This is a genomic window from Pseudomonas sp. BF-R-26, from assembly GCF_019947395.1.
Classification (GTDB): Bacteria; Pseudomonadota; Gammaproteobacteria; order Pseudomonadales; family Pseudomonadaceae; genus Aquipseudomonas; species Aquipseudomonas farris.
Genome location: NZ_JAGYGK010000009.1, coordinates 15,950 through 38,233 on the forward strand (window position 1 = coordinate 15,950; position 22,284 = coordinate 38,233).

Genomic DNA, 22,284 nt, shown 5'->3' on the forward strand with positions numbered 1-22,284 from the left:
TTAAGCCTGTTCCAACGAGGTTTCAACACGGGTGGCGGTGGCTGGAACTTTCCCGGCCGCTACCAGACGCTTGTGCTGCTCGGCTTCGATGCGCTCGATCACGTCGACCGGCACCATATAGCCCTGATCATCACGTGCAGCATGGATCACGAAGTAACCCACGGTGCCGACCAGGCTAACGATGGCCAGCCACCAGATGTGCCAGATCATCGCGAAACCGAACACGGTCAACAGAGCACCCATGACCACACCGGTCGCGGTGTTGTTTGGCATGTGGATCGGCTCGTAACGGGCCGGAGCCTGGTACGCGGTACCGTTTTCCTTGGCTTCGGTGAACGGGTCGATGGTTTCCGCTTTTGGCAGCACGGCAAAGTTGTAGAACGGTGGTGGCGACGAGGTCGACCATTCCAGCGTGTGGGCATTCCACGGGTCGCCGTGTTCGCACATGTTCTCTGGCTTGTTGCGATCACGCACGCTGACATACAGCTGGATCAGCTGGCAGGCGATACCGAAGGCAATCATCACCGCACCAAACATGGCAACGTACAGGTACGGCACCCACTCAGGGTTGGTGGTGGCGTTCAGACGACGGGTCATGCCCATGAAGCCCAGTACGTAGAGCGGCATGAATGCGACGAAGAAGCCGGTGATCCAGAACCAGAACGCTGCCTTGCCCCAGCCTTCGTGCAGCTTGAAGCCGAACGCTTTAGGGAAGTAGAAGGCGAAACCTGCGATGTAACCGAATACCGCGCCGCCGATGATCACGTTATGGAAGTGCGCGATCACGAACAGGCTGTTGTGCAGAACGAAGTCAGCACCCGGGATGGCCAGCAGTACGCCGGTCATGCCGCCGATGGCGAAGGTCACCATGAAGCCCAGGGTCCACAGCACTTGGCTGGTGAAACGCAGACGGCCCTGGTAGATGGTGAACAGCCAGTTGAATAGCTTCACCCCCGTCGGGATCGAAATCAGCATCGTCGCCAGACCGAAGAAGGCGTTGACGCTGGCACCCGAACCCATGGTGAAGAAGTGGTGCAGCCAAACCATGAAGCCCAGGATCGAGATCGCGCCCGATGCGTAGACCATCGAGTGGTGGCCGAACAGACGCTTGCCGGTGAAGGTCGAGATGACTTCGGAGAAGATCCCGAACGCCGGCAGAATCAGGATGTAAACCTCGGGGTGACCCCAGGCCCAGAACAGGTTGACGTACATCATCGGATTGCCACCAAGTTCATTGGTGAAAATGTGGAAATCCATGTAACGGTCAAGCGTCAGCAGTGCCAGGGTAGCGGTCAGGATCGGGAACGAAGCCACGATCAGGACGTTGGCCCAGGTGCAGGTCCAGGTGAAGATCGGCATGTCCATCAGCTTCATGCCAGGGGTACGCATTTTCAGCACGGTGGCCAGGAAGTTGACCCCCGTCAGCGTCGTACCTAGCCCGGATAGCTGTAGTGCCCAGATGTAGTAATCCATCCCCACGCCCGGACTGTATTGCAGGCCCGACAGCGGCGGATAGGCAACCCAGCCGGTCTTGGCGAATTCGCCGACGCCCAGGGACAGGTTGATCAGCACTACGCCGGAAACCAGCAGCCAGAAGCTCAGGGAGTTCAGGAACGGGTAGGCAACGTCACGCGCGCCGATCTGCAGCGGCACTGCAAGGTTCATCAGGCCGGTGAAGAATGGCATCGCCATGAAGATGATCATGATCACACCGTGAGCGGTGAAGATCTGGTCATAGTGTTCAGGCGGCAGGTAGCCAGGCGAACCCTCGGTGGCCATGGCCAACTGGGTACGCATCATGATGGCGTCGGCAAAACCGCGCAGCAACATGACCATGGCGACGATGATGTACATCACGCCGATTTTCTTGTGGTCGACCGAGGTCAACCACTCGGTCCACAAATAAGTCCACTTCTTGAAGTAGGTGATTGCAGCGAACAGCGCCAGACCACCGAGCGCGATCATGGCGATGGTTATCATCACGATCGGTTCGTGGAACGGGACCGCTTCCCAACTTAATTTACCAAACATCGTTTACTCCTCTGCCCCGGCAGCTGAATGCGAACTCATGTCCATCCCTTCCATATGGGCCACTTCTTTGTCTTTCTTCTCGTGATGCATCGGCTTGCCTGGTTTCATGCCTTCGTACTTGTCGACGATGGTCTGGAACAGGTTCGGCGTGAACGAGGAGTAGAGCTCGACTGGGTTGTTCTGGCTTTGCTTGGCAAGGGCTTCGTATTCAGCTTTTTCAAGCTGTTTAGGTGCCTTTTTGACTTCGCTTACCCAGGCATCGAAATCTTCCTGAGAGGTGGCGATAGCTTTGAACTTCATACCGGTGAAACCCGCGCCGCTGTAGTTGGCGGAGATACCGTCCATCTCAGCGTTCTGGTTGGCGATCAGGTGCAGTTTGGTCTGCATGCCCGCCATCGCGTAGATCTGGCCGCCCAGAGCAGGGATGAAGAACGAGTTCATCACAGCGTCGGAAGTGATCTTGAAGTTGATCGGTGTGTGCGCCGGGAACACGATCTTGTTGACCGTGGCGATGCCTTGTTCCGGGTAGATGAACAGCCACTTCCAGTCCAGCGCGACCACTTCAATGGTGATTGGCTTGACGTCGGATTCCAGCGGCTTGTAAGGGTCAAGCGCGTGGGTCGACTCGTAGGTGATGTAACCCAGGGCGATGATGATCAGTACCGGAATAGTCCACACCGCGATTTCGATCTTGGTGGAGTGCGACCACTTCGGCGTATAGACGGCGTCTTTGTTGGAAGCGCGGTATTTCCAGGCGAACAGGAAGGTCATGACGATGACCGGCACGACGACCAACAGCATCAGCAGCGTTGCGGTGATGATCAGGTTTCGCTCATCCAGGCCGACCTGGCCCTTAGGGTCGAGCAAGGTCATGTTGCAGCCTCCCAGCAACAACGTGCCGAGCAGCGGCAATAAGCCTAGTAGTCTGGGGTACCTGTTTTTACTCATCTCACGACCTCTAAAGCAGCTTGCGCAATGCAGTTGGGTTTTGATCGCCAACACTTCACCCTGCCAAGGGTTGGCATTTTTCTTGGATTGAATAAGGGCCTGCCCGTCGCGCGTCAGACGCTATTCGACAATTGCTGGGCCTGCGGTGAGTTCTTATTCGAATTCGTGGTCAAGGGCCTTGTTACAGACCAATTCCATTTGGTGCGGATAGTCGGAAGGCACCGACACCTGGGAGTCGCATGAAGCCATCAGGCCTCTCGACACCCTGGTTCTGCTCATGCACCTGAGTAAGGGTGAGCAGTGCCGGGAATTCAGTGCGGGCGATTGTAGATATGTAACGATTCATAAACCATGTCTCATCCCGAAATAATTTATATCTGATCCGGCAACAATCATTAACGGCTTTTGCAAAAGTGCGCCATGGTAGCGAAATTCATTCTCAACAAAAACACCAAAAATTGTAGGTCTACCATACGAAGTTCAGACAGCTTCCAAGGCTCTGCGCTCGCCTTCGACCCTGCTCTACCCCCTATATGACAAGGACTTCGGCAATTCGCCAGGCCCTGTTAAAACTGCCTGTTTCGACTGACGAGCGCTGAAACCGACAGAGCCTGGGAAAGCCGGTTTTTGGTGCGAAGCGATGCCCTGAATCAGGGATTTGAAATGCCTTGCGCCACCCAGGCTGTGACAACGTGTCGCACACGTGTCACACCCTTCCTTGTCGAGCATCAAGGTCTTTTTACCTGACCTGCGAATATGCAAAACGCCCCGGCCTCTCAACGAGAACCGGGGCGTTTTTTTGCCTGCAACGGTACGGCGAACAGCCTCAGCGCAGCGCTTTGCGGTTACGCGAAGTGAGCAGCGGCACCAGCACCACGATCAGCACGAACGCCAGCAGCGCCCACTGCGCCAGGGACAAGCCGAGGATCGGCGGGTACGGCGTAGAGCAGAAGCCATCGACCTGGAAGCCCAGCGGGAAGATCTTCGCCAGCGGCAGACCGTCGACGATCGGCTGCAACACATCGATGCCGCAACTGACCGCCGGGTAAAACTGGGTATAGACGTGATGCCCGGCCACCCCGGCGCCCGCAATGGCGCAGATCACCACCAACGTTTCGAACAGCGTGATGCTGCGGCGGGTACGCGTCGCAGCGCCGATAAAGGCGAACAGCGCAATCAGCAACAGCGCATAGCGTTGCAGGATGCACAGCGGGCACGGCGCCTCGCCCAGAGCTACTTGCATGTACAGCGCACCACCGATCAGCGCCAGGCAGATAATGCCCAGCAACACCAGATAGCGCCGCTCACGTCCCAACCGCATCGTTTCCTCGCTCATCGCGTTTCCCTTTTGTGTCCGTGGATCAGCTCGCCGGCGGCTGCGCTTGCAGCGGCTGCATCAGGCTGATGTTGTCTTCGATATGCCAATTGGCGGCAATGCGATCGTTGTCGATCTGATATCGGTTGCCCGAAAGTCTACACGCTGGCCCTGACCTTTGAGAGCCTTGGCCGCCCCTGAACCCGGCCTTCGGGTGGCGATGCTGCTCGCTTAAGAGAGTCTTTTTGGGCCGCTACGCAGCCCAACGCGAGCAAGCTCGCTCGCCACAAGGAAGAAACGATAAACCGGTTAAGAACGGATTAACTTTCAATTGTTTTTCAAGCATCAAGCCCGTGAAGACGGATCGATTGCTTACTGCTTCCACCGATCCGCCGCCGCATGATCGCTGTCACGCCCTTCCACCCAACGCGGCCCATCACCGGTGTTTTCTTTCTTCCAGAACGGCGCGCGGGTTTTCAGGTAGTCCATGACAAAGGCACAGGCATCGAACGCCGCCTGACGGTGAGCACTGGCAGCACCGACGAAGACGATCGGCTCGCCCGGCTCCAGCGCGCCGATGCGGTGCAACACTTCCAGCTTCAACAGCGGCCAGCGCTGCTCTGCCTCCAGGGCAATCTTGCCCAGGGCTTTTTCGGTCATGCCCGGGTAGTGCTCAAGGAACATCCCGGCGACGTCGAGGCCGTCATTGAAGTCGCGTACGTAGCCGACAAAACTCACCACCGCACCGACGCCCACATTGGCCGCGTGCATGGCGTTGACTTCAGCACCCGGGTCGAACGGCGTGGGCTGCACACGAATAGCCATGGCTCAGCCCCCGGTCACGGTCGGAAAAAACGCTACTTCATCGCCATCGCTCACCGGTTCGTCGAGCTGGCAGAGATCTTCGTTGCGGGCGCACATCAGGTTCTGCTCGCTCAGCACTTCGGCGCCGTCACGTTGGGCCAGCAGCGCGCGCACATCGTCGACCGTGGAAAAATCACCTTCGACCTTCACCGAGTCCACGCCGAGCGCTTCACGGTAACGGGCGAAAAACTTCACAGTAACGTTCATGGCTGATCCGCCTGGAAATGGCCGCTCTTGCCGCCGAGTTTCTCCAGCAGCCGCACGCTCTCGATGGTCATGCCACGATCCACGGCCTTGCACATGTCATAGATGGTCAGCGCCGCGACGCTGGCGGCAGTCAGCGCTTCCATTTCGACGCCGGTCTGCCCGGACAACTTGCAGCACGCCACGATGCGCACGGTGTCGTCGCCTTCGGCACTGAGTTCGACCTTGACGCCGGTAAGCATCAACGGGTGGCACAGAGGAATCAGATCGCTGGTTTTCTTCGCCGCCTGGATGCCGGCGATCCGCGCCACGGCGAACACGTCACCCTTGGGATGGCCGCCAGCAACGATCATCTGCAGGGTTTCGGGCAGCATGCGCACCAGCGCTTGGGCCGTCGCTTCACGGAACGTCACGTTTTTTTCAGTGACGTCGACCATATGGGCGCGACCTTGGGAATCGAGATGAGTCAGCACAGGGATACTCCTGATCAGGAGCATCGATTGTAAACCTGTGGGTCAAATTTCCGCACGTTTGATTATGCGTTTACACCGAACCCTGTGGGAGCGAGGCTTGCCCGCGATGCAGACGCTGCGGTTCAACAGGGACACCTCGGTGATGCCATCGCGGGCAAGCCCGCTCCCACAGGTTATTCGTCGGGCATAAAAAACCGGGCGGCTTTGGGCCGCCCGGTTCTATTGAAGCGATTACAGATGCGATTCGGCGTATTCGGCCAGAATCGAGCGTGGCACCCCTTGCAGGGTGATGTGCACACCGTTGGGGAAGTCCTTGAAGCGCTCGGTCAAGTACGTCAGCCCGGAGCTGGTCGCGGACAGGTAAGGGGTATCGATCTGCGCCAGGTTACCCAGGCACACCACTTTGGAACCGGCGCCGGCACGGGTGATGATGGTTTTCATCTGGTGCGGCGTGAGGTTCTGGCATTCATCGATCAGGATCAGACTCTGCTGGAAGCTGCGGCCTCGAATGTAGTTGAGGGATTTGAACTGCAACGGCACTTTGCTGAGGATGTAGTCGACGCTGCCATGGGTGTTTTCGTCGTCCATGTGCAGAGCTTCGAGGTTGTCGGTGATGGCGCCGAGCCAAGGCTCCATTTTTTCCGCTTCGGTGCCAGGCAGGAAGCCGATTTCCTGGTCCAGCCCCTGCACGCTGCGGGTGGCGATGATGCGCCGGTAGCGTTTGCTGACCATGGTCTGCTCGATGGCCGCCGCCAGTGCGAGGATGGTTTTACCCGAACCCGCTGCCCCGGTCAGGTTGACCAGGTGGATATCCGGGTCGAGCAAGGCGTACAGCGCCAGGCTTTGATAGATGTCACGCGGTTTCAGGCCCCAGGCTTCCTGGTGCAACAGGGGTTCCTGATGCAGGTCGAGAATCAGCAGGCGGTCTTCCTCGATCTCCTTGATCCAGCCGACAAAGCCCTGTTCGTCGATGATGAACTCATTGATATGCACAGCCGGCAGGTTGTCGATCAGCTGCACCTGATGCCAGGTGCGACCGTGGTCCTGACGGGTTTCGACATTCTTCACGCGATCCCAGAAGGAGCCGTCCATGTTGTGATAACCGTTGGGTAGCAGCGACACATCATCGACCAGTTGGTCGGTGCTGTAGTCCTCGGCCGCGATCCCGCAAGCCCGGGCCTTGAGGCGCATGTTGATGTCTTTGGTGACCAGCACCACGGGCAGCTTTGGTTCGCGCGCGTGCAGGTCGATCAACTGGTTGATGATGATGTTGTCGTTCAGATGCTCGGGCAGAATGATGTTCGGCTCAGTGCGCTTGCTCATCAGAATTGACAGCAAACCCTTGGGCCCACTCTTGCCGCGCTGGATCGGTACGCCGAGTTCAACGTCTTCGGGGCTGGCATCGCCCAAAGTCTTGTCGATCAGGCGAATCGCCTGGCGGCATTCCGCAGCAACGCTGTGATGCCCGCTCTTGAGCTTGTCCAGCTCTTCAAGCACGGTCATCGGGATGGCGACGTGGTGTTCTTCGAAATTAAGCAGGGCGTTTGGATCGTGAATCAATACGTTGGTATCGAGTACATAAAGGATTGGCTGGTTGGAAGAAGGGCTACGTCCGTGATCATCCATACTCGGTCACCTTTGTGGGAGCCAGTCGACGCAGTACCATGACAGTGCTGCGCCTCGAAGTGGCCGCCGAATTCACCTGCGAGGAGTCAAGTGAACTGCACACAAACTGGGGTCTTGGGAGACGCCACCTGTGTTGCAGGTTTCGGCGGTCTGTCTTCGTAATACTCCAAAACACATGACAGAAAAAAGCACTTTGACGTTTTTTTGAAGTTTATTTTTCAGAGTGACGAATAGCCCTTGGCGTGCAGGCAATGTGCCGTTAAAGTCGGAAGTCCGCCTGCACCGATTTCTCTGCAAAAATCGCCCTTCCCCCAATGTTTACGGCCTTTTGCCGTTTTCAGCGAAACGCCTCCTGACAGTCTGCCCAACCAATCCCGCTTGGCGCCGTTTGCGTGATGAGCCAGGGCATCGCCGTTTTCAGCGCATCCTGCTTCACATTGAAATTGATCACCCCGTGCCGCCACAGCAGCATCAGGGTTAACACCCGTTGTGCGCTCTGGCTGCCCTTGAGCTTGCCGGCGCCATCCTGGGCATCGATGTCCCACAACGCCACCTGCAAGCCCTGAGACGTGAAGAAGCCCTCGGCATCGGACCGGCGCTGGCCATCGGGCGGGCGAAACAGCGGCACGTAATTCTCCGGCAACTTGCCTTTGACCAACTCGACGCTGCGTCGCACCGAGTCCTGCCAGTCTTGCCAATGGCTGTGGGAGCGGAACTCCCAGCCTTGCACGCCCACGCATTGCTGCGAATAAGTCCCTTGCAGGCTGGCCACCGAACGCTCGGCCAGACGGGCCTGAATGTCCTTGCCGAGGACGAAGAACGTAGCGCTCATGTTCGATTTGCGCAGGTACTCGGTAACCCAGGCCGTGTTATCTGGCGTGGCATTGGCGGCGCTGTCGAAGGTCAGCAGGAACAGGCGATCATTCATGGCATCGCCATTGCGCTCATAGTCGCCAAAACGATCGACTTCGCTGCTGGCCTGCGGAAATAGCGCGGCCTTGCGCAACTGCTCGTCCAGGTACTGGGCGTGGAACAACCGGCTCGGCTCGGCCCATTTGATGTAATAGCTGTCGTCGCTCACCTGAAACTTCGCCGCTTGCTCACGCAAGGTGGCCATATCCTCGACCAGGAAACAGAAGGAAGCATCCTGATCGCAACTCTGCTGGGCGAAGTTGTAATTGGTCAGCAGTCGCTGCCACATGCGTTGGCGCAGCTGGTTGACCGACTCCAGATTGAGGGTGCGCAGGCTCAAGCGTTGAGCCAGGCTCGCTTCATCCAGCGATTCACTGGCCAGCAGAACGCGGGCAAACATGAGGATTTCGGCCCGTGAGGCGACGTCAAACAGCGTCGGGCTACTGAGCTGCTCAGGCCAGGTGCTGCGATCAAGCGTCGCCACATCGCCCGGCGCCGCCATGGCGCCAAAGCTCAAGAGCCAGGCCGAGAAAAGAAAAACGATACGCAATGGGATGTCTCCATAACAAAACCCGCGCGGCACTATATCGCGGGAAGATCAAAAGATCGCAGCCTCGCTTCGCTCGACAGCTCCTACAGATGTACGCGCACCGTAGGAGCTGCCGAGCGAAGCGAGGCTGCGATCTTGTTCCATGACACCACCGATCACCTATGACACCCATAGCTGGAGTCAACAAGGACAACCCCCTAGAATCGCCCCCACGATTAAAGGAGACGACTTCATGCTGATGGTGATTTCCCCCGCCAAGACCCTCGACTACGAAACACCGCCGGCGACCCAGCGCTTCACTCAGCCGCAATACCTCGACCATTCCCAGGAACTGATCCTGCAACTGCGCGACCTGACGCCGGCGCAGATCAGTGAGCTGATGCACGTCTCCGACAAGATCGGCGGTCTCAACGCCGCGCGTTTCGGCAGCTGGACCCCGGCCTTCACCCCTGCCAACGCCAAGCAGGCGTTGCTGGCATTCAAGGGTGATGTGTACACCGGCCTGAATGCACAAACCTTCAGCGAAGCCGACTTCGATTACGCCCAACAGCACTTGCGCATGCTCTCCGGCCTGTATGGCCTGCTGCGCCCCTTGGACCTGATGCAGCCCTATCGGCTGGAGATGGGCACCAAGCTGGCCAATGCCCGTGGCAAGGATTTGTACGCCTTCTGGGGTACGCGGATCAGCGAATGGCTGAACGAAGCCTTGGCCGATCAAGGCGATGACGTGCTGCTGAACCTGGCTTCCAACGAGTACTTCTCGGCGGTCAAACGCAGTGCCTTGAACGCGCGCATCATCAATACCGAGTTCAAGGATCTGAAGAACGGCCAGTACAAAATCATCAGCTTCTACGCGAAAAAGGCCCGCGGGATGATGAGTCGCTTCGTCATTGAAGAACGCATCAATGACCCGGTCGCCCTCAAGCAGTTCGACGTTCAGGGTTATCGCTACAGCGCCGAACAGTCTAAACCGGACAATCTGGTGTTCCTGCGCGATCACGCACCGGAGTAATAGAGCCTGCACTAAGTCAGCGCACGACACCCATTACTTCGTCGTGCGCGCCCCCGTTAATCGTCGAACAATCCTTTCCCTTTCGCCGTTTTATTGGCGCCAATATTCAAGCACTCAATTTTCTAACTTTAGTTTCACTCGACATTGATCATTTTTTTCAGTAGTGGCACTGAAAATTTTTACTCGTAGTGGCAAAAACATATCCAGAGCGACAATCGCCCCATATATAAAGGGCCAAAGGGCAAGTGCTATCAATATGAAAGCAGTGCCATCTTTTTCAATATTTCAAGAAATTTCAGAATTCGCGATGGGCGGACAGGAACTATGTCCAAATGCGCCGCTCATACCACCGGTAACGATTCTCTCGGTGATTGTGCGAGATAACTTACACAGACAAGAGATCGATGTAGCGAAGTTGTCACACTTACTTTGGCTTACTGATCACTTATTTGGGCAACACATGAAGGACAGGAGATAACGCACCATTACTATCCCCTACAAGGCCACGGCTGCGCCCCTATAAACGTGCTCACCTGAGCACCCAACCGCTTGATTTACGGGCTTTCGAGCCTGGCATTGAGCGCGCAAGACCTTTGCACGGAAGTCTTCTGAAAAGAGGATCGGCTGCATAACAGGGCAAGTCATAACAATAAGGCCTGGTTGCGCACATCTTGAGTGCACTTATTTAGACACTCGGAACTTAGTATGCCTGCACACGGCATTGTGGCGCCTTTAAGTCGCACTTGCGAGTGCACTATGACCGCTGAACACCATTAACTCCGGCCATGTAATGGCTTGATAAATACAGAGGTAATTGCGATGCGCATCAGCATATTTGGTTTGGGTTACGTCGGCGCAGTATGTGCCGGTTGCCTGTCTGCACGGGGCCATGACGTCGTTGGCGTCGATGTTGCCAAAGACAAAATCGATATGATCAACGCCGGCAAATCGCCGATCGTTGAACCGGGTTTGGGCGAACTTCTGCAGAAGGGTATCGAGACGGGCAAATTGCGCGGCACGACCAACTTCGCCGAGGCGATTCGTGACACCGACCTGTCGATGATCTGCGTCGGTACGCCGAGCAAGAAGAACGGCGATCTGGAACTGAACTACATCGAAGCCGTGTGCCGCGAGATCGGTTTTGTCCTGCGTGACAAGACCACCCGCCACACCATCGTGGTTCGCAGCACCGTCCTGCCGGGCACCGTGGCAAACGTGGTGATCCCGATCCTCGAAGACTGCTCCGGCAAAAAAGCCGGCGTCGACTTCGGCGTAGCGGTCAACCCTGAGTTCCTGCGTGAAAGCACCGCGATCGCCGATTACGATCTGCCGCCAATGACCGTTATCGGCGAGTTCGACAAGGCTTCGGGTGACGTTCTGCAATCGCTGTACGAAGAACTCGACGCACCGATCATCCGCAAGGACATCGCCGTTGCCGAGATGATCAAGTACACCTGCAACGTGTGGCACGCCACCAAGGTGACCTTCGCCAACGAGATCGGCAACATCGCCAAGGCCGTCGGTGTTGACGGTCGTGAAGTGATGGAAGTGGTCTGCCAGGACAAGACACTGAACCTGTCCCAGTACTACATGCGCCCAGGCTTTGCGTTCGGCGGCTCTTGCCTGCCTAAAGACGTCCGCGCCCTGACCTACCGCGCCGGTTCCCTGGACGTGGAAGCACCGCTGCTCAACTCGCTGATGCGCAGTAACGAGTCCCAGGTGCAGAACGCGTTCGACATCGTCTCCAGCCACGACAAACGCAAAGTCGCCCTGCTGGGTCTGAGCTTCAAGGCCGGCACCGACGACCTGCGCGAAAGCCCACTGGTTGATCTGGCGGAAATGCTGATCGGCAAGGGCTACGACCTGAGCATCTACGACAGCAACGTCGAGTACGCTCGCGTTCACGGTGCGAACAAGGATTACATCGAGTCGAAGATCCCTCACGTCTCGTCCTTGCTCAACTCCGACTTCGACGAAGTGATCGCAAACTCCGACGTGATCATCCTCGGCAACCGTGACGAGAAATTCCGCGCCCTGGCGCTGGAAGCTCCACACGGCAAGCAAGTGGTCGACCTGGTTGGCTTCATGTCCAAAGCCACCAGCGTGAGTGGCCGGACTGAAGGCATCTGCTGGTAACGCTGCATCTGTGTAGGAGCTGGCGAAGCCTGCGATCTTTTGATTTTCAGCGATATCACTGACGCCAAAAGATCGCAGCCTGCGGCAGCTCCTACCAGGATTTCTGGCGTCATCCAGAGCGGGTGACGTCAGTTTTCACAGGCCTGCCTTAACCCCATCGGGCCACCCCACAGGTTCGCCCGAGATCGAGACGGATGCAGATTATGCACAGGCTAAAGCACGGCCTACTTCAGGCCGCCGGTTGGCTGTTTTACCTAAGTTTACTGATGGGCATCGCCATGGCGCTGCCTGCGTCCACGTTCGACTCCGAGTCGAAGGACTTCATCTTCCTGATCGGTATCGTCGGTATCTGGCGCTACTCGATGGGTGCCACGCACTTTCTGCGCGGCATGCTGTTTCTGTACGTGGTCTACCCGTACCTGCGGCGCAAAGTGCGCAAGCTGGGCAAAGCGGCAGACCCGTCCCATGTATTTCTGATGGTCACCAGCTTTCGTATCGACGCGCTGACCACCGCTCAGGTCTACAGCTCGGTAATCCGCGAGGCCATCGACTGCGAATTGCCGACCACCGTGGTCTGCTCCATCGTGGAAATGTCCGATGAGCTGCTGGTCAAGAGCCTCTGGAAACGCATGAACCCACCACCACGGGTCAAGCTCGACTTCGTGCGCATTCCCGGCACCGGCAAACGCGATGGCCTTGCCTACGGTTTCCGCGCCATCTCACGCCACCTGCCGGACGACCGTGCCGTGGTTGCCGTGATCGATGGCGACACCGTATTGGCCGAAGGCGTTGTGCTCAAGACCGTGCCGTGGTTCCAGCTGTTCGGCAATGTCGGCGGCCTGACCACCAACGAGTTCTGCGAAGTGCGCGGCGGCTACATCATGAGCGAATGGCACAAACTGCGATTCGCCCAGCGCCACATCAACATGTGTTCGATGGCCCTGTCCAAGCGCGTGCTGACCATGACCGGCCGGATGTCGGTATTCCGCGCCACCGTGGTCACCAACCCGGACTTCATCGCCGATGTGGAAAGCGACTCGCTGCAACACTGGCGCCTGGGCCGCTTCAAGTTCCTCACCGGTGACGACAAGTCGAGCTGGTTCAGCCTGATGCGCCTGGGCTATGACACTTTCTACGTGCCGGACGCCGCTATCCACACCGTGGAGCACCCGCCCGAGAAGAGCTTCATCAAGGCCAGCCGCAAACTGATGTTCCGCTGGTACGGCAACAACCTGCGGCAGAACTCTCGCGCCCTGGGCCTGGGGATGAAACGCCTCGGCCTGTTCACCTCGGTGGTGCTGTTCGATCAACGCGTGTCGATGTGGACGTCCTTGCTGGGCCTGACCGTGGCAATCCTCGCCACCTTCAAGTACGGCAGCGCGTTCATCCTGGTTTACCTGCTGTGGATCGGCATCACCCGCCTGATCCTTACAGTGCTGCTGTCCTGTTCCGGTCACCGGATCGGCCCGGCGTACCCGGCGATTCTCTATTACAACCAGATCGTCGGCGCGCTGGTGAAGATCTACGTGTTCTTCCGCCTCGATCAACAGTCCTGGACTCGCCAGCCCACTTCTCTGACCCGTGATCTCGCCAGCTTTCAACGTTGGTTCAACACTTGGTCGTCTCGGACCATGACCTTCTCCGCCGGCAGCATTTTTGTCGCCGTGCTGCTGCTGATGGTCTGACCGAACTCGCCTGAATTAACTAGGAAATCGCCCATATGAATACCGCCGTCAACTCCAACGTAGTGCATGAATCCGAAGCCCAGCGCCAACACGCTCGCGTGAAAATCCCGGCCAAGCTGCGTTTCTTCGGTCCAGATCGGACTCCGGTTGAAGCCCGGGTTATCGACCTTTCCGCTGGCGGCCTGGCGTTCAACGCCGGTCAGCTGCCGCTGAAGGTCGGCGATGTGCACAAGGCCCGCCTGCAGTTCGTGATCGATAACCTCGGCCTGGCCATGGACGTGGAATTGCAAATCCGCTCCGTCGATCGCCAGACCGGTCGTATCGGTTGCCAGTTCCAGAACCTGGAACCCCGTGACATTTCCACCCTGCGCCACCTGATCACCTCGCACCTGGCCGGCGACATCGTCAGCGTAGGTGAAATGCTGGCGACCCTGCAGCGCGACAACTTCACCAAGGCGCGCAAGGTCAAGGATGGCGGCCACGGCATGACCCCGCTCGGCCGTCTGAAAGCAGTGACCTTCAGCGCCGGTATCTTCGTGGTCGGCCTGGTGGCGTTCGGTTTCATTTTCAAATCGGTGTACGGCATGTACTTCGTCAGCCACGCTCAGGCTGGCCTGGTCAGCGTGCAGGGCATGAACATCACCATGCCGCGCGACGGCACCGTGCAGAGCCTGATCAAGGCTGACGGCGTCGCCGCCAAAGGCGCACCGCTGGCGACCTTCAGCACCAGCATGCTCGACGTACTCAAGGGCCATCTGGACGAAGACCAACTGCAACCGTCCAAGGTTGAAGAACTGTTCGGCAAGCAAATGACCGGCACCCTGACTTCGCCGTGCGATTGCACCGTGTCTCAGCAACTGGTGGCTAACGGTCAGTACGCCAGCAAAGGCGACGTGATCTTCCAACTGGTGCCGCGTAACACCGAAGCCAACGTTGAAGCACGCTTCTCTTATCGCCAGTTCGGCGATGTGCGTCCAGGCACCACGGTCAGCTTCCAGATCGCCGGTGAAGACCAAACCCGTACCGGCAAGATTGTCAGCAGCACCAGCCTGAAAAGCGCCGACCTGTCGTCCGACATCCGCGTGCAGATCAAACCTGACGAGCCACTGGACAGCGCCTTCGCTGGTCGCCCAGTGGAAGTGAACAGCACTCGTGGCCCGAACCTGAACTGGCTGATCAACAAAGCCATGGCCGCCGGTCTTTAAGTCGAGGACATGCCTGTGACGATCATCAGTCTCCTGAAAACACCGCGAATCCTGTGGGAGCGGGCTTGCCCGCGATTGGATCAACGCGGTCTTTCTGAAGCACCGAGCCGCCTGAATCGCGGGCAAGCCCGCTCCCACAGTGGTTATGTGGTGTGCTCGCTGGCTTTGGCCATCAGCCTGGCCGGTTGCGCCGGTCTGCCCGACCAGCGTCTGGCCAATGAAGCTCTCAAGCGTGGCGACACCACGCTAGCGGCGCAGAACTATCAGCAACTGGCAGACCTGGGTTACAGCGAAGCTCAGGTTGGCCTGGCCGATCTGCAGGTCGACAGCCGTGACCCGGCGCAAATCAAAAAGGCCGAGGCGACTTACCGCGCCGCGGCCAGCGTCTCGCCGCGAGCTCAGGCTCGCCTGGGTCGTCTGCTGGTGGCCAAACCCGGCGCCACCGAAGCCGAACATCACGAAGCCGAAGCGCTGTTGAAGAAAGCCTCGGCCAATGGCGAAGGCAATACCCTGATCCCGCTGGCGATGCTGTACCTGCAATACCCGCACAGTTTCCCGAACGTCAACGCGCAGCAGCAGATCAGCCAATGGCGCACCGAAGGCAAACCGGAAGCCGGTCTGGCGCAAGTGCTGCTCTATCGCACCCAGGGCACTTACGACCAGCATCTGGATGACGTGGAAAAGATCTGCAAAGCAGCGTTGAACACCACCGACATCTGCTACGTCGAACTGGCCACGGTCTATCAGAAACGCGGCCAGCCAGAGCAACAGGCAGAACTGATCAAGCAGATGCAGGCTGGTCAAAGCCGTGGCGTCGTCACTGCGCAACGTGTGGACAGCGTGGCTCGCGTACTGGGCGATGCAAGCCTGGGCAAGACCGACGAGAAAACCGCTCAGTCGCTGCTCGAAGGCATCGCACCTGGCTACCCGGCGTCCTGGGTCAGCCTCGCGCAATTGCTCTACGACTTCCCTGAACTGGGCGACGTCGACACCATGATGAAGTACCTGGACAACGGCCGCGCCGCTGATCAGCCCCGCGCCGAACTGTTGCTGGGCAAGCTCTACTTCGAAGGAAAAATGGTGCCGGCCGACGCCAAGGTCGCCGAAGAGCACTTCAAGAAAGCTGTCGGCCGGGAAGTCGCCGCCGATTACTACCTCGGCCAGATTTACCGTCGTGGTTACCTGGGCAAGGTCTATCCGCAGAAAGCCCTGGATCACCTGCTGACTGCTGCGCGTAACGGCCAGAACAGCGCCGATTTCGCCATTGCCCAACTGTTCTCCCAAGGCAAGGGCACCCGGCCCGACCCGGTCAACGCTTATGTCTTCAGCCAATTGGCGAAGGCTCAAAACACCCCACAAGCCAATGAGCTTGCGCAAACAATCGAAACGCAACTGCCGCCTGACCGGCTGGCCGAGGCCCAACGCCTGCTGAAACAAGAGCAGGCCATTCGTAGCGCCGTGAGTTCGGACACGCTGGAACTGCACGCCCTGCAAGAAGAAGACGGCGAGGAATCCCTATGAAGCTTAATCCATTCGTGAAGGCCGGTATTGGCCTGACATTCGCCCTGCTGTGGTCGTGCCCGACCCTGGCGGCCCTGACCGAAGACAAGAACTTCGGCCTCGAAGTCAAAGTTACCGGCCAGTCCGAAGACGACCGTGACCTGGGCACTGCCAGCGGCGGCGACGTTTCCGGCGTCGGCCTCGACCTGCGTCCATGGGTATACGGCGAAAGCGGCGCGTGGAGCGCCTACGCCATGGGCCAGGCCGTGACGTCCACCGACATCATCGAAACGGACACCCTGCAACAGTCCGACAGCGACGGTACCCAGACCACCGACAACGGTGATCGCAAAACCAAGAAGAACTACCTGGCGATGCGCGAGTTCTGGGTCGGCTACAGCGGCCTCACGCCCTACCCTGGCGAGATCCTCAAGCTCGGTCGCCAACGCCTGCGCAACGACGACGGCCAATGGCGCGACACCAACATCGAAGCCCTGAACTGGACCTTCGACACCACCCTGTTGCGCGCCAACGTCGGTGTCGCCGAACGTTTCAGCGAATACCGCACCGACTTGAAAGAGCTGGCGCCCAAGGACAAGGATCGCCTGCACGTTTTCGGCGACGTTGCCACTCAATGGTCGCCGGGTAACTGGGTCGGCATTCGCGGTCATCACACCCATGATGACGGCAAGCTCGACTACCCGGAGCCGGGTGTGGCCGGCGATTCGCTGGATAAAAAACAGAACGGTGACATCAGTTGGCTCGGCCTCACCGCCGACAGCGACGCCTATAACTGGCGCAACACCAACACCGTCAACTACTGGGGCAGCATCACCGGCATGAGCGGCGACACCGACACGGTCAACCCGCTGAACGCCGATGGCACGCGTCCGACCGAAGCCAAACGTGGTGAAGACCTCAATGGCTGGGCCACCGATATCGGCCTGCGTCTGCGCCTTGATCCGCAGTGGCAAGTCGGTGCGGCGTATGCCCGTGCCAGCGCCGAGTACGAACAGACCGGCCTGGAAAGCAATCGCTCGAACTACACCGGTACACGCTCGCGGGTTCACCGTTTCGGCGAAGCCTTCCGTGGCGAAATGAACAACATGCAGACCGCTACCTTGTTCGGCTCGTGGATGCTCAACGACGAATACGACGCCAGTCTGATCTACCACAAGTTCTGGCGCGTCGACGGCAACAAGCCGGTGGGCAGCAACGGCATCAACGCCGTCGAAAACAACACCGACGACGTAACCGGCGCGATCCTCTCCAGCACCTCTCTGCCGCTGGAAGATGGCAACAAAGACCTCGGTCAGGAAATGGACCTGGTGGTCACCAAGTACTTCAAGCAAGGCCTGCTGCCAGCAGCGTTGAGCCAGTCGATCGATGAGCCTTCGGCACTGGTACGGTTCCGTGGCGGTGTGTTCAAGCCAGGCGATGCCTATGGCAAAGAAGTTGACTCGTACATGCACCGCGCGTTTGTCGACGTGGTCTGGCGCTTCTGATGCAAACCGCGAAGGGAGTGCCCGACATGAACAGTGCCAAGAAAGGCTCGATCAGCCTGCTGGCCGGCGCGCTACTGCTCGCCAGCGCAGCCGCCTTCGCCACCGTCGAACCGGCCAAGCCTGTGCAACAGGGCAAATCGACGACCATGGCCAAGGGGCTGCAACAGGCCAAGACCTACACCGTCAGCAGCGCGCCAACCGCGCCGCTGGACCTGGCCAAGCCTAAACTGCCGGACACTTCTGGCTACACCGCCGAAGCCATCGCGGCGAAAATCGTGCGCACCAAACCCGGCAAGATCAGCGTGCGCCGGATGATGCAGGAAAACGCCCTGAAGGACTTCATCGGCGGTGACAACAAGATGGCAGAGTGGGTGGTGCGTCAGCATGGCATCCCGCAAGCGATCTTCATCGACGACGGCTACATGAACCTCAAGGACCTGGCGAAGAAGCTGCCCAAGCAGTACTTCAGCGAAACTTCGCCGGGGGTGTTCCTGGCGAAGTTGCCGATCGTGGTGGGTAACAAGGGCATTCTGGAAATCGACAAGCAGACCCAGGAATTGCGCCTGTCCCAAGAGGCCGGTTCGTTCCTGGTTAACGACGGCCAGTTGTTCGTGCGTGATACCAAAATCACTGGCTGGAGCGAGAAGGCAAACGGCCCGGCGGCCTTCAAGTCGCCCAAGGAGTTCCGTCCGTTCCTGCTGTCCTGGGGTGGCACCGAGACCTATATCGCCAACAGCAAGATCGCCAGTTTCGGTTACGCCAACAGTAAGTCTTACGGCGTGAGTATTTCCCAATACACGCCGAACATGGCCAAGGTGCTCAAGCGCCCTGAACCGTCCGGCTGGATCGTCGGCTCCGAGTTCTCGGACATGTGGTACGGCTTCTACTGCTACGAAACCCGCGACTTCGTGGTCAAGGGCAACACCTACAAAGACAACATCGTCTACGGCATCGACCCCCATGACCGTTCCCACGGTCTGATCATCGCCGACAACACGGTGTACGGGACCAAGAAGAAGCACGGGATCATTATTTCCCGTGAGGTCAACGACAGCTTCATCTTCAACAACCGCAGCTACGACAACAAATTGTCGGGCCTGGTGATCGACCGTAACAGTGTGAACAACCTGATCGCCTACAACGAGATCTACAAGAACCACACCGATGGCATCACCCTCTATGAGAGTGCTGACAACCTGTTGTGGGGCAACAAGGTGATCAGCAACCGACGCCACGGCATCCGTATTCGTAACAGCGTGAACATTCGCCTGTACGAAAACGTCTCGATGGCCAACGGCCTGACCGGTGTCTACGGGCACATCAAAGATTTGAGCGACACCGACCGGGACATCAAGCTCGATCCGTTCGACGCCCAGGTGTCCCTGATTGTGGTCGGTGGTGAACTGGCCGCCAATGGCAGCGGACCACTGTCGATCGACTCGCCGCTGAGCGTGGAGTTGTATCGCGTGTCGATGCTCGCACCGACCAAATCCAGCGGCATCAGCTTCTCGGGGATTCTCGGCGAACGCCAGGATGAAATTCTCGACCTGCTGGTGCGCCAGCAGAAAGCCGTGCTGATCGACCCTGTCGAACGCCAGACCGAAATGCGGGACTGAGGATAATTTTATGCACTCACACTTGATCAAATTACTCAGCCTGTCGGCCCTGACCGCGGGCATTCTCGCGGCCAGTGGTGGCGTACGTGCCGAAGACGCCAAAGCACCCAGCTTCAAGGCCGAGGATTGCTGCAGCCTGTGCCCCGCCGCCCATGACGCGAAGAACTACACCACCCGCTATCAGCAGAACTTCACCACACTGGTGCAGGCGCAGGGCGATTGGCTGTTCCGTACGCAAGAAGACTTGCGCACCGAGTTCGACACCACACCCGCCGGCTACAAACGCCTGAAACAACTGCACGAGGCGTTCAAGAGCAAAGGCGTGGAACTGGTCATCGTTTACCAGCCGACCCGTGGCCTGGTGAACCGCAATAAGCTGAACCCGGCTGAGAAGGCGAGCTACGACTTCGACAAGGCGCTGAGGAACTACAAGACCATGCTCGGGCGTTTCGCGCAGATGGGCTACGTGGTCCCGGACCTGTCGCCGCTGACCAACGAGTCGCTGCCCGATACCCTGCCGGCTCACGATTTCTACTTCCGCGGCGACCAACACTGGACGCCGTATGGCGCCCAGCGCACAGCGAAAATTGTCGCCGAGAAGGTCAAGCAATTGCCGGCTTTCGCCGACGTTCCCAAGCGTGAATTCGAGACCCATAAGTCGGGTCGCATGGGCAAGACCGGAACGTTACACAACATGGCTGGTCAACTCTGTGGCACCAGCTACGCGATCCAGTACATGGATCAGTTCACCACCGAGCCAAAAGGCGAAGCGGGCGATGGCGATCTGTTCAGTGATTCCGGCAATCCGGAAATCACCCTGGTCGGCACCAGCCACAGTGGCAAGAACTACAACTTCGCCGGTTTCCTCGAAGAGGCCATCGGCGCCGACATTCTCAACGTGGCGTTCCCCGGTGGTGGCTTCGAAGGTTCGATGCTGCAGTACCTGGGCAGCGAAGAGTTCCAGACCAAACCGCCGAAAATCCTCATCTGGGAATTCTCGCCGCTTTATCGCCTCGATCAGGAAACCATCTACCGCCAAATGATGGCGCTGCTGGACAACGGTTGCGAAGGCAAAGATGCACAGATGAGTGCCAGTGCCACGCTGAAACCGGGCAAAAACGAATTGATGGTCAACAGCAAGAACCTGGACCTGCGCAACAGCAGTCACCAGGTCGATATTCGCTTCGCCGACACCTCGGTGAAAACCTTGCAAGCCACCCTCTGGTACATGAACGGGCGCCACGAGGACATCAAGATCGACAAACCGGAAACCTCCGATACCGACGGGCGTTTCGCCTTCGAGTTGCGCACGGACGAAGACTGGGCCTCGCAGAATCTGCTGGCCGTCGAAGTCCAGGGACCTGAAAAACCAGGTACCACGCCTCAGAAAGTCGAAGCGAAAATCTGCAAACGCAACGTGTTCTCCGGCGCCGAGCAGCGTACCGCTCAAGCCGGGCAATGAGGCTACCTCTTATGAACTGCATGCAAACCCGAACGCTGAAAAAGTTACTCGCGCCCTCCCTGCTGACGCTGGCGATGTTCGCCGGCGCCACCCAGGCCGCCGCGCCACTGCGCCCGCCCCAGGGTTACTTCGCGCCAATTGAAAAAGTCAAAACCGGCGGCAAGAGTGAAGGCTGCGACGCGATGCCGACGCCCTACACCGGCGCCCTGCAATTTCGCAGCAAATACGAAGGCTCCGACAAGGCCCGTTCGACCCTGAACGAGGCATCGGAAAAAGCCTTCCGCGACACCACCGCCGACATCACCAAGATCGAGCGCGCCACCAGCAAGCAGGTGATGCAGTTCATGCGTGACGGTCGTCCGGAACAACTGGAGTGCACGCTCAACTGGCTAACGGCCTGGGCCAAGGCCGATGCGTTGATGTCCAAGGACTTCAACCATACCGGCAAGTCCATGCGCAAATGGGCGTTGGGCAGCATGGCTTCGTCCTATGTTCGCCTGAAGTTCTCTGACTCGCATCCACTGGCTACCCACCAGGAAGAAGCGCAAGTGATTGAAGCCTGGTTCAGCAAAATGGCTGATCAGGTGGTCAGCGATTGGGACAACCTGCCGCTCGAGCAAACCAACAACCACTCGTACTGGGCAGCCTGGTCGGTGATGGCCACGTCGGTCGCCACCAACCGCCGCGACCTGTTCGATTGGGCCGTCAAGGAATACAAGGTCGGCGTCAATCAGGTCGACGCCCAAGGCTTCCTGCCCAACGAGCTCAAGCGCCAGCAACGCGCCCTCGCCTATCACAACTACGCCCTGCCGCCACTGGCGATGATCGCCAGTTTCGCTCAGGTCAACGGTGTGGATCTGCGTCAGGAAAACAATGGTGCCTTGAAACGCCTGGGTGATCGCGTGCTTGCAGGCGTGGAAGACCCGGATGAATTCGAGGAGAAGAACGGTAAAGAGCAGGACATGACCGACCTCAAGGTCGATTCGAAATTCGCCTGGCTCGAACCGTTCTGCTCGCTCTACACCTGCACGCCGGATGTGCTGGCGCAGAAACACAAAATGCAGCCGTTCAAGACCTTCCGCCTCGGCGGGGATTTGACCAAGGTCTATGACCCGGCCAGCGAGAAAGGCAAAGGTTCCTAGGAACAATACAAAACCCTGTGGGAGCGGGCTTGCCCGCGATTGCAATCTGACATTCAGCATTGATGTCGACTGACCCACCGCTATCGCGGGCAAGCCCG

At 58.4% G+C, this 22,284-nt stretch carries 17 protein-coding genes and 1 pseudogene; 9 read left to right on the plus strand and 9 right to left on the minus strand.

The features are described from left to right. The 9 genes and pseudogenes from cyoB to KGB18_RS14840 all read right to left on the minus strand — a co-directional run bounded on the left by cyoB (position 1) and on the right by KGB18_RS14840 (position 8,923). Entirely contained in the window at positions 1–2,031 is a 2,031-nt protein-coding gene (cyoB, locus tag KGB18_RS14800) for a cytochrome o ubiquinol oxidase subunit I (RefSeq protein ID WP_123358547.1), read from the minus strand. 3 nt (positions 2,032–2,034) lie between these two features. Next, positions 2,035–2,979 carry a ubiquinol oxidase subunit II gene (gene cyoA / locus KGB18_RS14805; RefSeq protein ID WP_123719934.1) on the minus strand — a complete coding sequence of 315 codons (945 nt, stop codon included), beginning with the start codon at positions 2,977–2,979 and terminating at the stop codon, positions 2,035–2,037. An 826-nt stretch (positions 2,980–3,805) separates the two neighbouring features. After that, positions 3,806–4,315, minus strand: coding sequence for a disulfide bond formation protein B (locus KGB18_RS14810; RefSeq protein ID WP_038979054.1), 510 nt, complete (start codon positions 4,313–4,315; stop codon positions 3,806–3,808). Positions 4,316–4,340: 25 nt separating this feature from the next. Continuing rightward, a pseudogene (locus tag KGB18_RS14815) lies at positions 4,341–4,495 on the minus strand (ester cyclase); the annotation flags it as partial. A gap of 171 nt (positions 4,496–4,666) precedes the next feature. Beyond that, positions 4,667–5,119 carry a molybdopterin synthase catalytic subunit MoaE gene (moaE, locus tag KGB18_RS14820; protein ID WP_201061879.1) on the minus strand — a complete coding sequence of 151 codons (453 nt, stop codon included), beginning with the start codon at positions 5,117–5,119 and terminating at the stop codon, positions 4,667–4,669. Between the two features lie 3 nt (positions 5,120–5,122). Beyond that, positions 5,123–5,365, minus strand: coding sequence for a molybdopterin converting factor subunit 1 (gene moaD, locus KGB18_RS14825; protein ID WP_123719936.1), 243 nt, complete (start codon positions 5,363–5,365; stop codon positions 5,123–5,125). Beyond that, positions 5,362–5,835, minus strand: coding sequence for a cyclic pyranopterin monophosphate synthase MoaC (gene moaC / locus KGB18_RS14830; RefSeq protein WP_123719937.1), 474 nt, complete (start codon positions 5,833–5,835; stop codon positions 5,362–5,364). The genes moaD and moaC overlap by 4 nt, the downstream gene beginning before the upstream one ends. A 231-nt stretch (positions 5,836–6,066) precedes the next feature. Next, positions 6,067–7,461 (minus strand): PhoH family protein, encoded by a 1,395-nt coding sequence (locus KGB18_RS14835; protein ID WP_008010591.1) that lies wholly within the window; start codon positions 7,459–7,461, stop codon positions 6,067–6,069. Positions 7,462–7,798: 337 nt separating this feature from the next. Then, positions 7,799–8,923, minus strand: coding sequence for a polysaccharide deacetylase family protein (locus KGB18_RS14840; RefSeq protein ID WP_123719938.1), 1,125 nt, complete (start codon positions 8,921–8,923; stop codon positions 7,799–7,801). Between the two features lie 232 nt (positions 8,924–9,155). Between KGB18_RS14840 and yaaA the strand changes: the two genes are divergently transcribed. The 9 genes from yaaA (at position 9,156) to KGB18_RS14885 (ending at position 22,186) form a co-directional block, all read left to right on the plus strand. Then, positions 9,156–9,935, plus strand: coding sequence for a peroxide stress protein YaaA (yaaA, locus tag KGB18_RS14845; protein ID WP_123501039.1), 780 nt, complete (start codon positions 9,156–9,158; stop codon positions 9,933–9,935). Between the two features lie 819 nt (positions 9,936–10,754). Continuing rightward, positions 10,755–12,071, plus strand: a complete 1,317-nt coding sequence (locus KGB18_RS14850; protein WP_123719939.1) for a nucleotide sugar dehydrogenase — start codon at positions 10,755–10,757, stop codon at positions 12,069–12,071. Positions 12,072–12,274: 203 nt separating this feature from the next. Beyond that, positions 12,275–13,756, plus strand: a complete 1,482-nt coding sequence (gene alg8, locus KGB18_RS14855; protein ID WP_410003836.1) for a mannuronan synthase — start codon at positions 12,275–12,277, stop codon at positions 13,754–13,756. Between the two features lie 35 nt (positions 13,757–13,791). Next, entirely contained in the window at positions 13,792–14,961 is a 1,170-nt protein-coding gene (locus KGB18_RS14860) for an alginate biosynthesis protein Alg44 (protein ID WP_123719941.1), read from the plus strand. Positions 14,962–14,970: 9 nt separating this feature from the next. After that, complete coding sequence (gene algK, locus KGB18_RS14865) at positions 14,971–16,482, plus strand: alginate biosynthesis TPR repeat lipoprotein AlgK (RefSeq protein WP_187326396.1); 1,512 nt, start codon at positions 14,971–14,973, stop codon at positions 16,480–16,482. Then, complete coding sequence (locus KGB18_RS14870; RefSeq protein WP_123719942.1) at positions 16,479–17,966, plus strand: alginate export family protein; 1,488 nt, start codon at positions 16,479–16,481, stop codon at positions 17,964–17,966. The genes algK and KGB18_RS14870 overlap by 4 nt, the downstream gene beginning before the upstream one ends. 26 nt (positions 17,967–17,992) lie before the next feature. After that, the gene (gene algG / locus KGB18_RS14875; protein ID WP_201061881.1) at positions 17,993–19,582 is read left to right on the plus strand and encodes a mannuronan 5-epimerase AlgG; all 1,590 of its coding nucleotides are present in this window, start codon (positions 17,993–17,995) and stop codon (positions 19,580–19,582) included. A gap of 10 nt (positions 19,583–19,592) precedes the next feature. Continuing rightward, positions 19,593–21,044, plus strand: a complete 1,452-nt coding sequence (locus KGB18_RS14880; RefSeq protein WP_223570165.1) for an alginate O-acetyltransferase — start codon at positions 19,593–19,595, stop codon at positions 21,042–21,044. A gap of 11 nt (positions 21,045–21,055) precedes the next feature. Next, positions 21,056–22,186, plus strand: coding sequence for a mannuronate-specific alginate lyase (locus KGB18_RS14885; RefSeq protein WP_123719945.1), 1,131 nt, complete (start codon positions 21,056–21,058; stop codon positions 22,184–22,186). Positions 22,187–22,284: the final 98 nt, after the last annotated feature.

Excerpts from the sequence above, each read along its gene's own strand:
- algK (WP_187326396.1), top strand. The coding sequence starts at position 14,971 with ATGCCTGTGACGATCATCAGTCTCCTGAAAACACCGCGAATCCTGTGG.
- yaaA (WP_123501039.1), top strand. The coding sequence starts at position 9,156 with ATGCTGATGGTGATTTCCCCCGCCAAGACCCTCGACTACGAAACACCG.
- KGB18_RS14885 (WP_123719945.1), top strand. The coding sequence starts at position 21,056 with ATGAACTGCATGCAAACCCGAACGCTGAAAAAGTTACTCGCGCCCTCC.
- KGB18_RS14810 (WP_038979054.1), bottom strand. The coding sequence starts at position 4,315 with ATGAGCGAGGAAACGATGCGGTTGGGACGTGAGCGGCGCTATCTGGTG.
- KGB18_RS14850 (WP_123719939.1), top strand. The coding sequence starts at position 10,755 with ATGCGCATCAGCATATTTGGTTTGGGTTACGTCGGCGCAGTATGTGCC.
- cyoB (WP_123358547.1), bottom strand. The coding sequence starts at position 2,031 with ATGTTTGGTAAATTAAGTTGGGAAGCGGTCCCGTTCCACGAACCGATC.
- KGB18_RS14835 (WP_008010591.1), bottom strand. The coding sequence starts at position 7,461 with ATGGATGATCACGGACGTAGCCCTTCTTCCAACCAGCCAATCCTTTAT.
- algG (WP_201061881.1), top strand. The coding sequence starts at position 17,993 with ATGAACAGTGCCAAGAAAGGCTCGATCAGCCTGCTGGCCGGCGCGCTA.
- KGB18_RS14880 (WP_223570165.1), top strand. The coding sequence starts at position 19,593 with ATGCACTCACACTTGATCAAATTACTCAGCCTGTCGGCCCTGACCGCG.
- KGB18_RS14870 (WP_123719942.1), top strand. The coding sequence starts at position 16,479 with ATGAAGCTTAATCCATTCGTGAAGGCCGGTATTGGCCTGACATTCGCC.
- moaD (WP_123719936.1), bottom strand. The coding sequence starts at position 5,365 with ATGAACGTTACTGTGAAGTTTTTCGCCCGTTACCGTGAAGCGCTCGGC.
- cyoA (WP_123719934.1), bottom strand. The coding sequence starts at position 2,979 with ATGAGTAAAAACAGGTACCCCAGACTACTAGGCTTATTGCCGCTGCTC.
- KGB18_RS14860 (WP_123719941.1), top strand. The coding sequence starts at position 13,792 with ATGAATACCGCCGTCAACTCCAACGTAGTGCATGAATCCGAAGCCCAG.
- alg8 (WP_410003836.1), top strand. The coding sequence starts at position 12,275 with ATGCACAGGCTAAAGCACGGCCTACTTCAGGCCGCCGGTTGGCTGTTT.
- moaE (WP_201061879.1), bottom strand. The coding sequence starts at position 5,119 with ATGGCTATTCGTGTGCAGCCCACGCCGTTCGACCCGGGTGCTGAAGTC.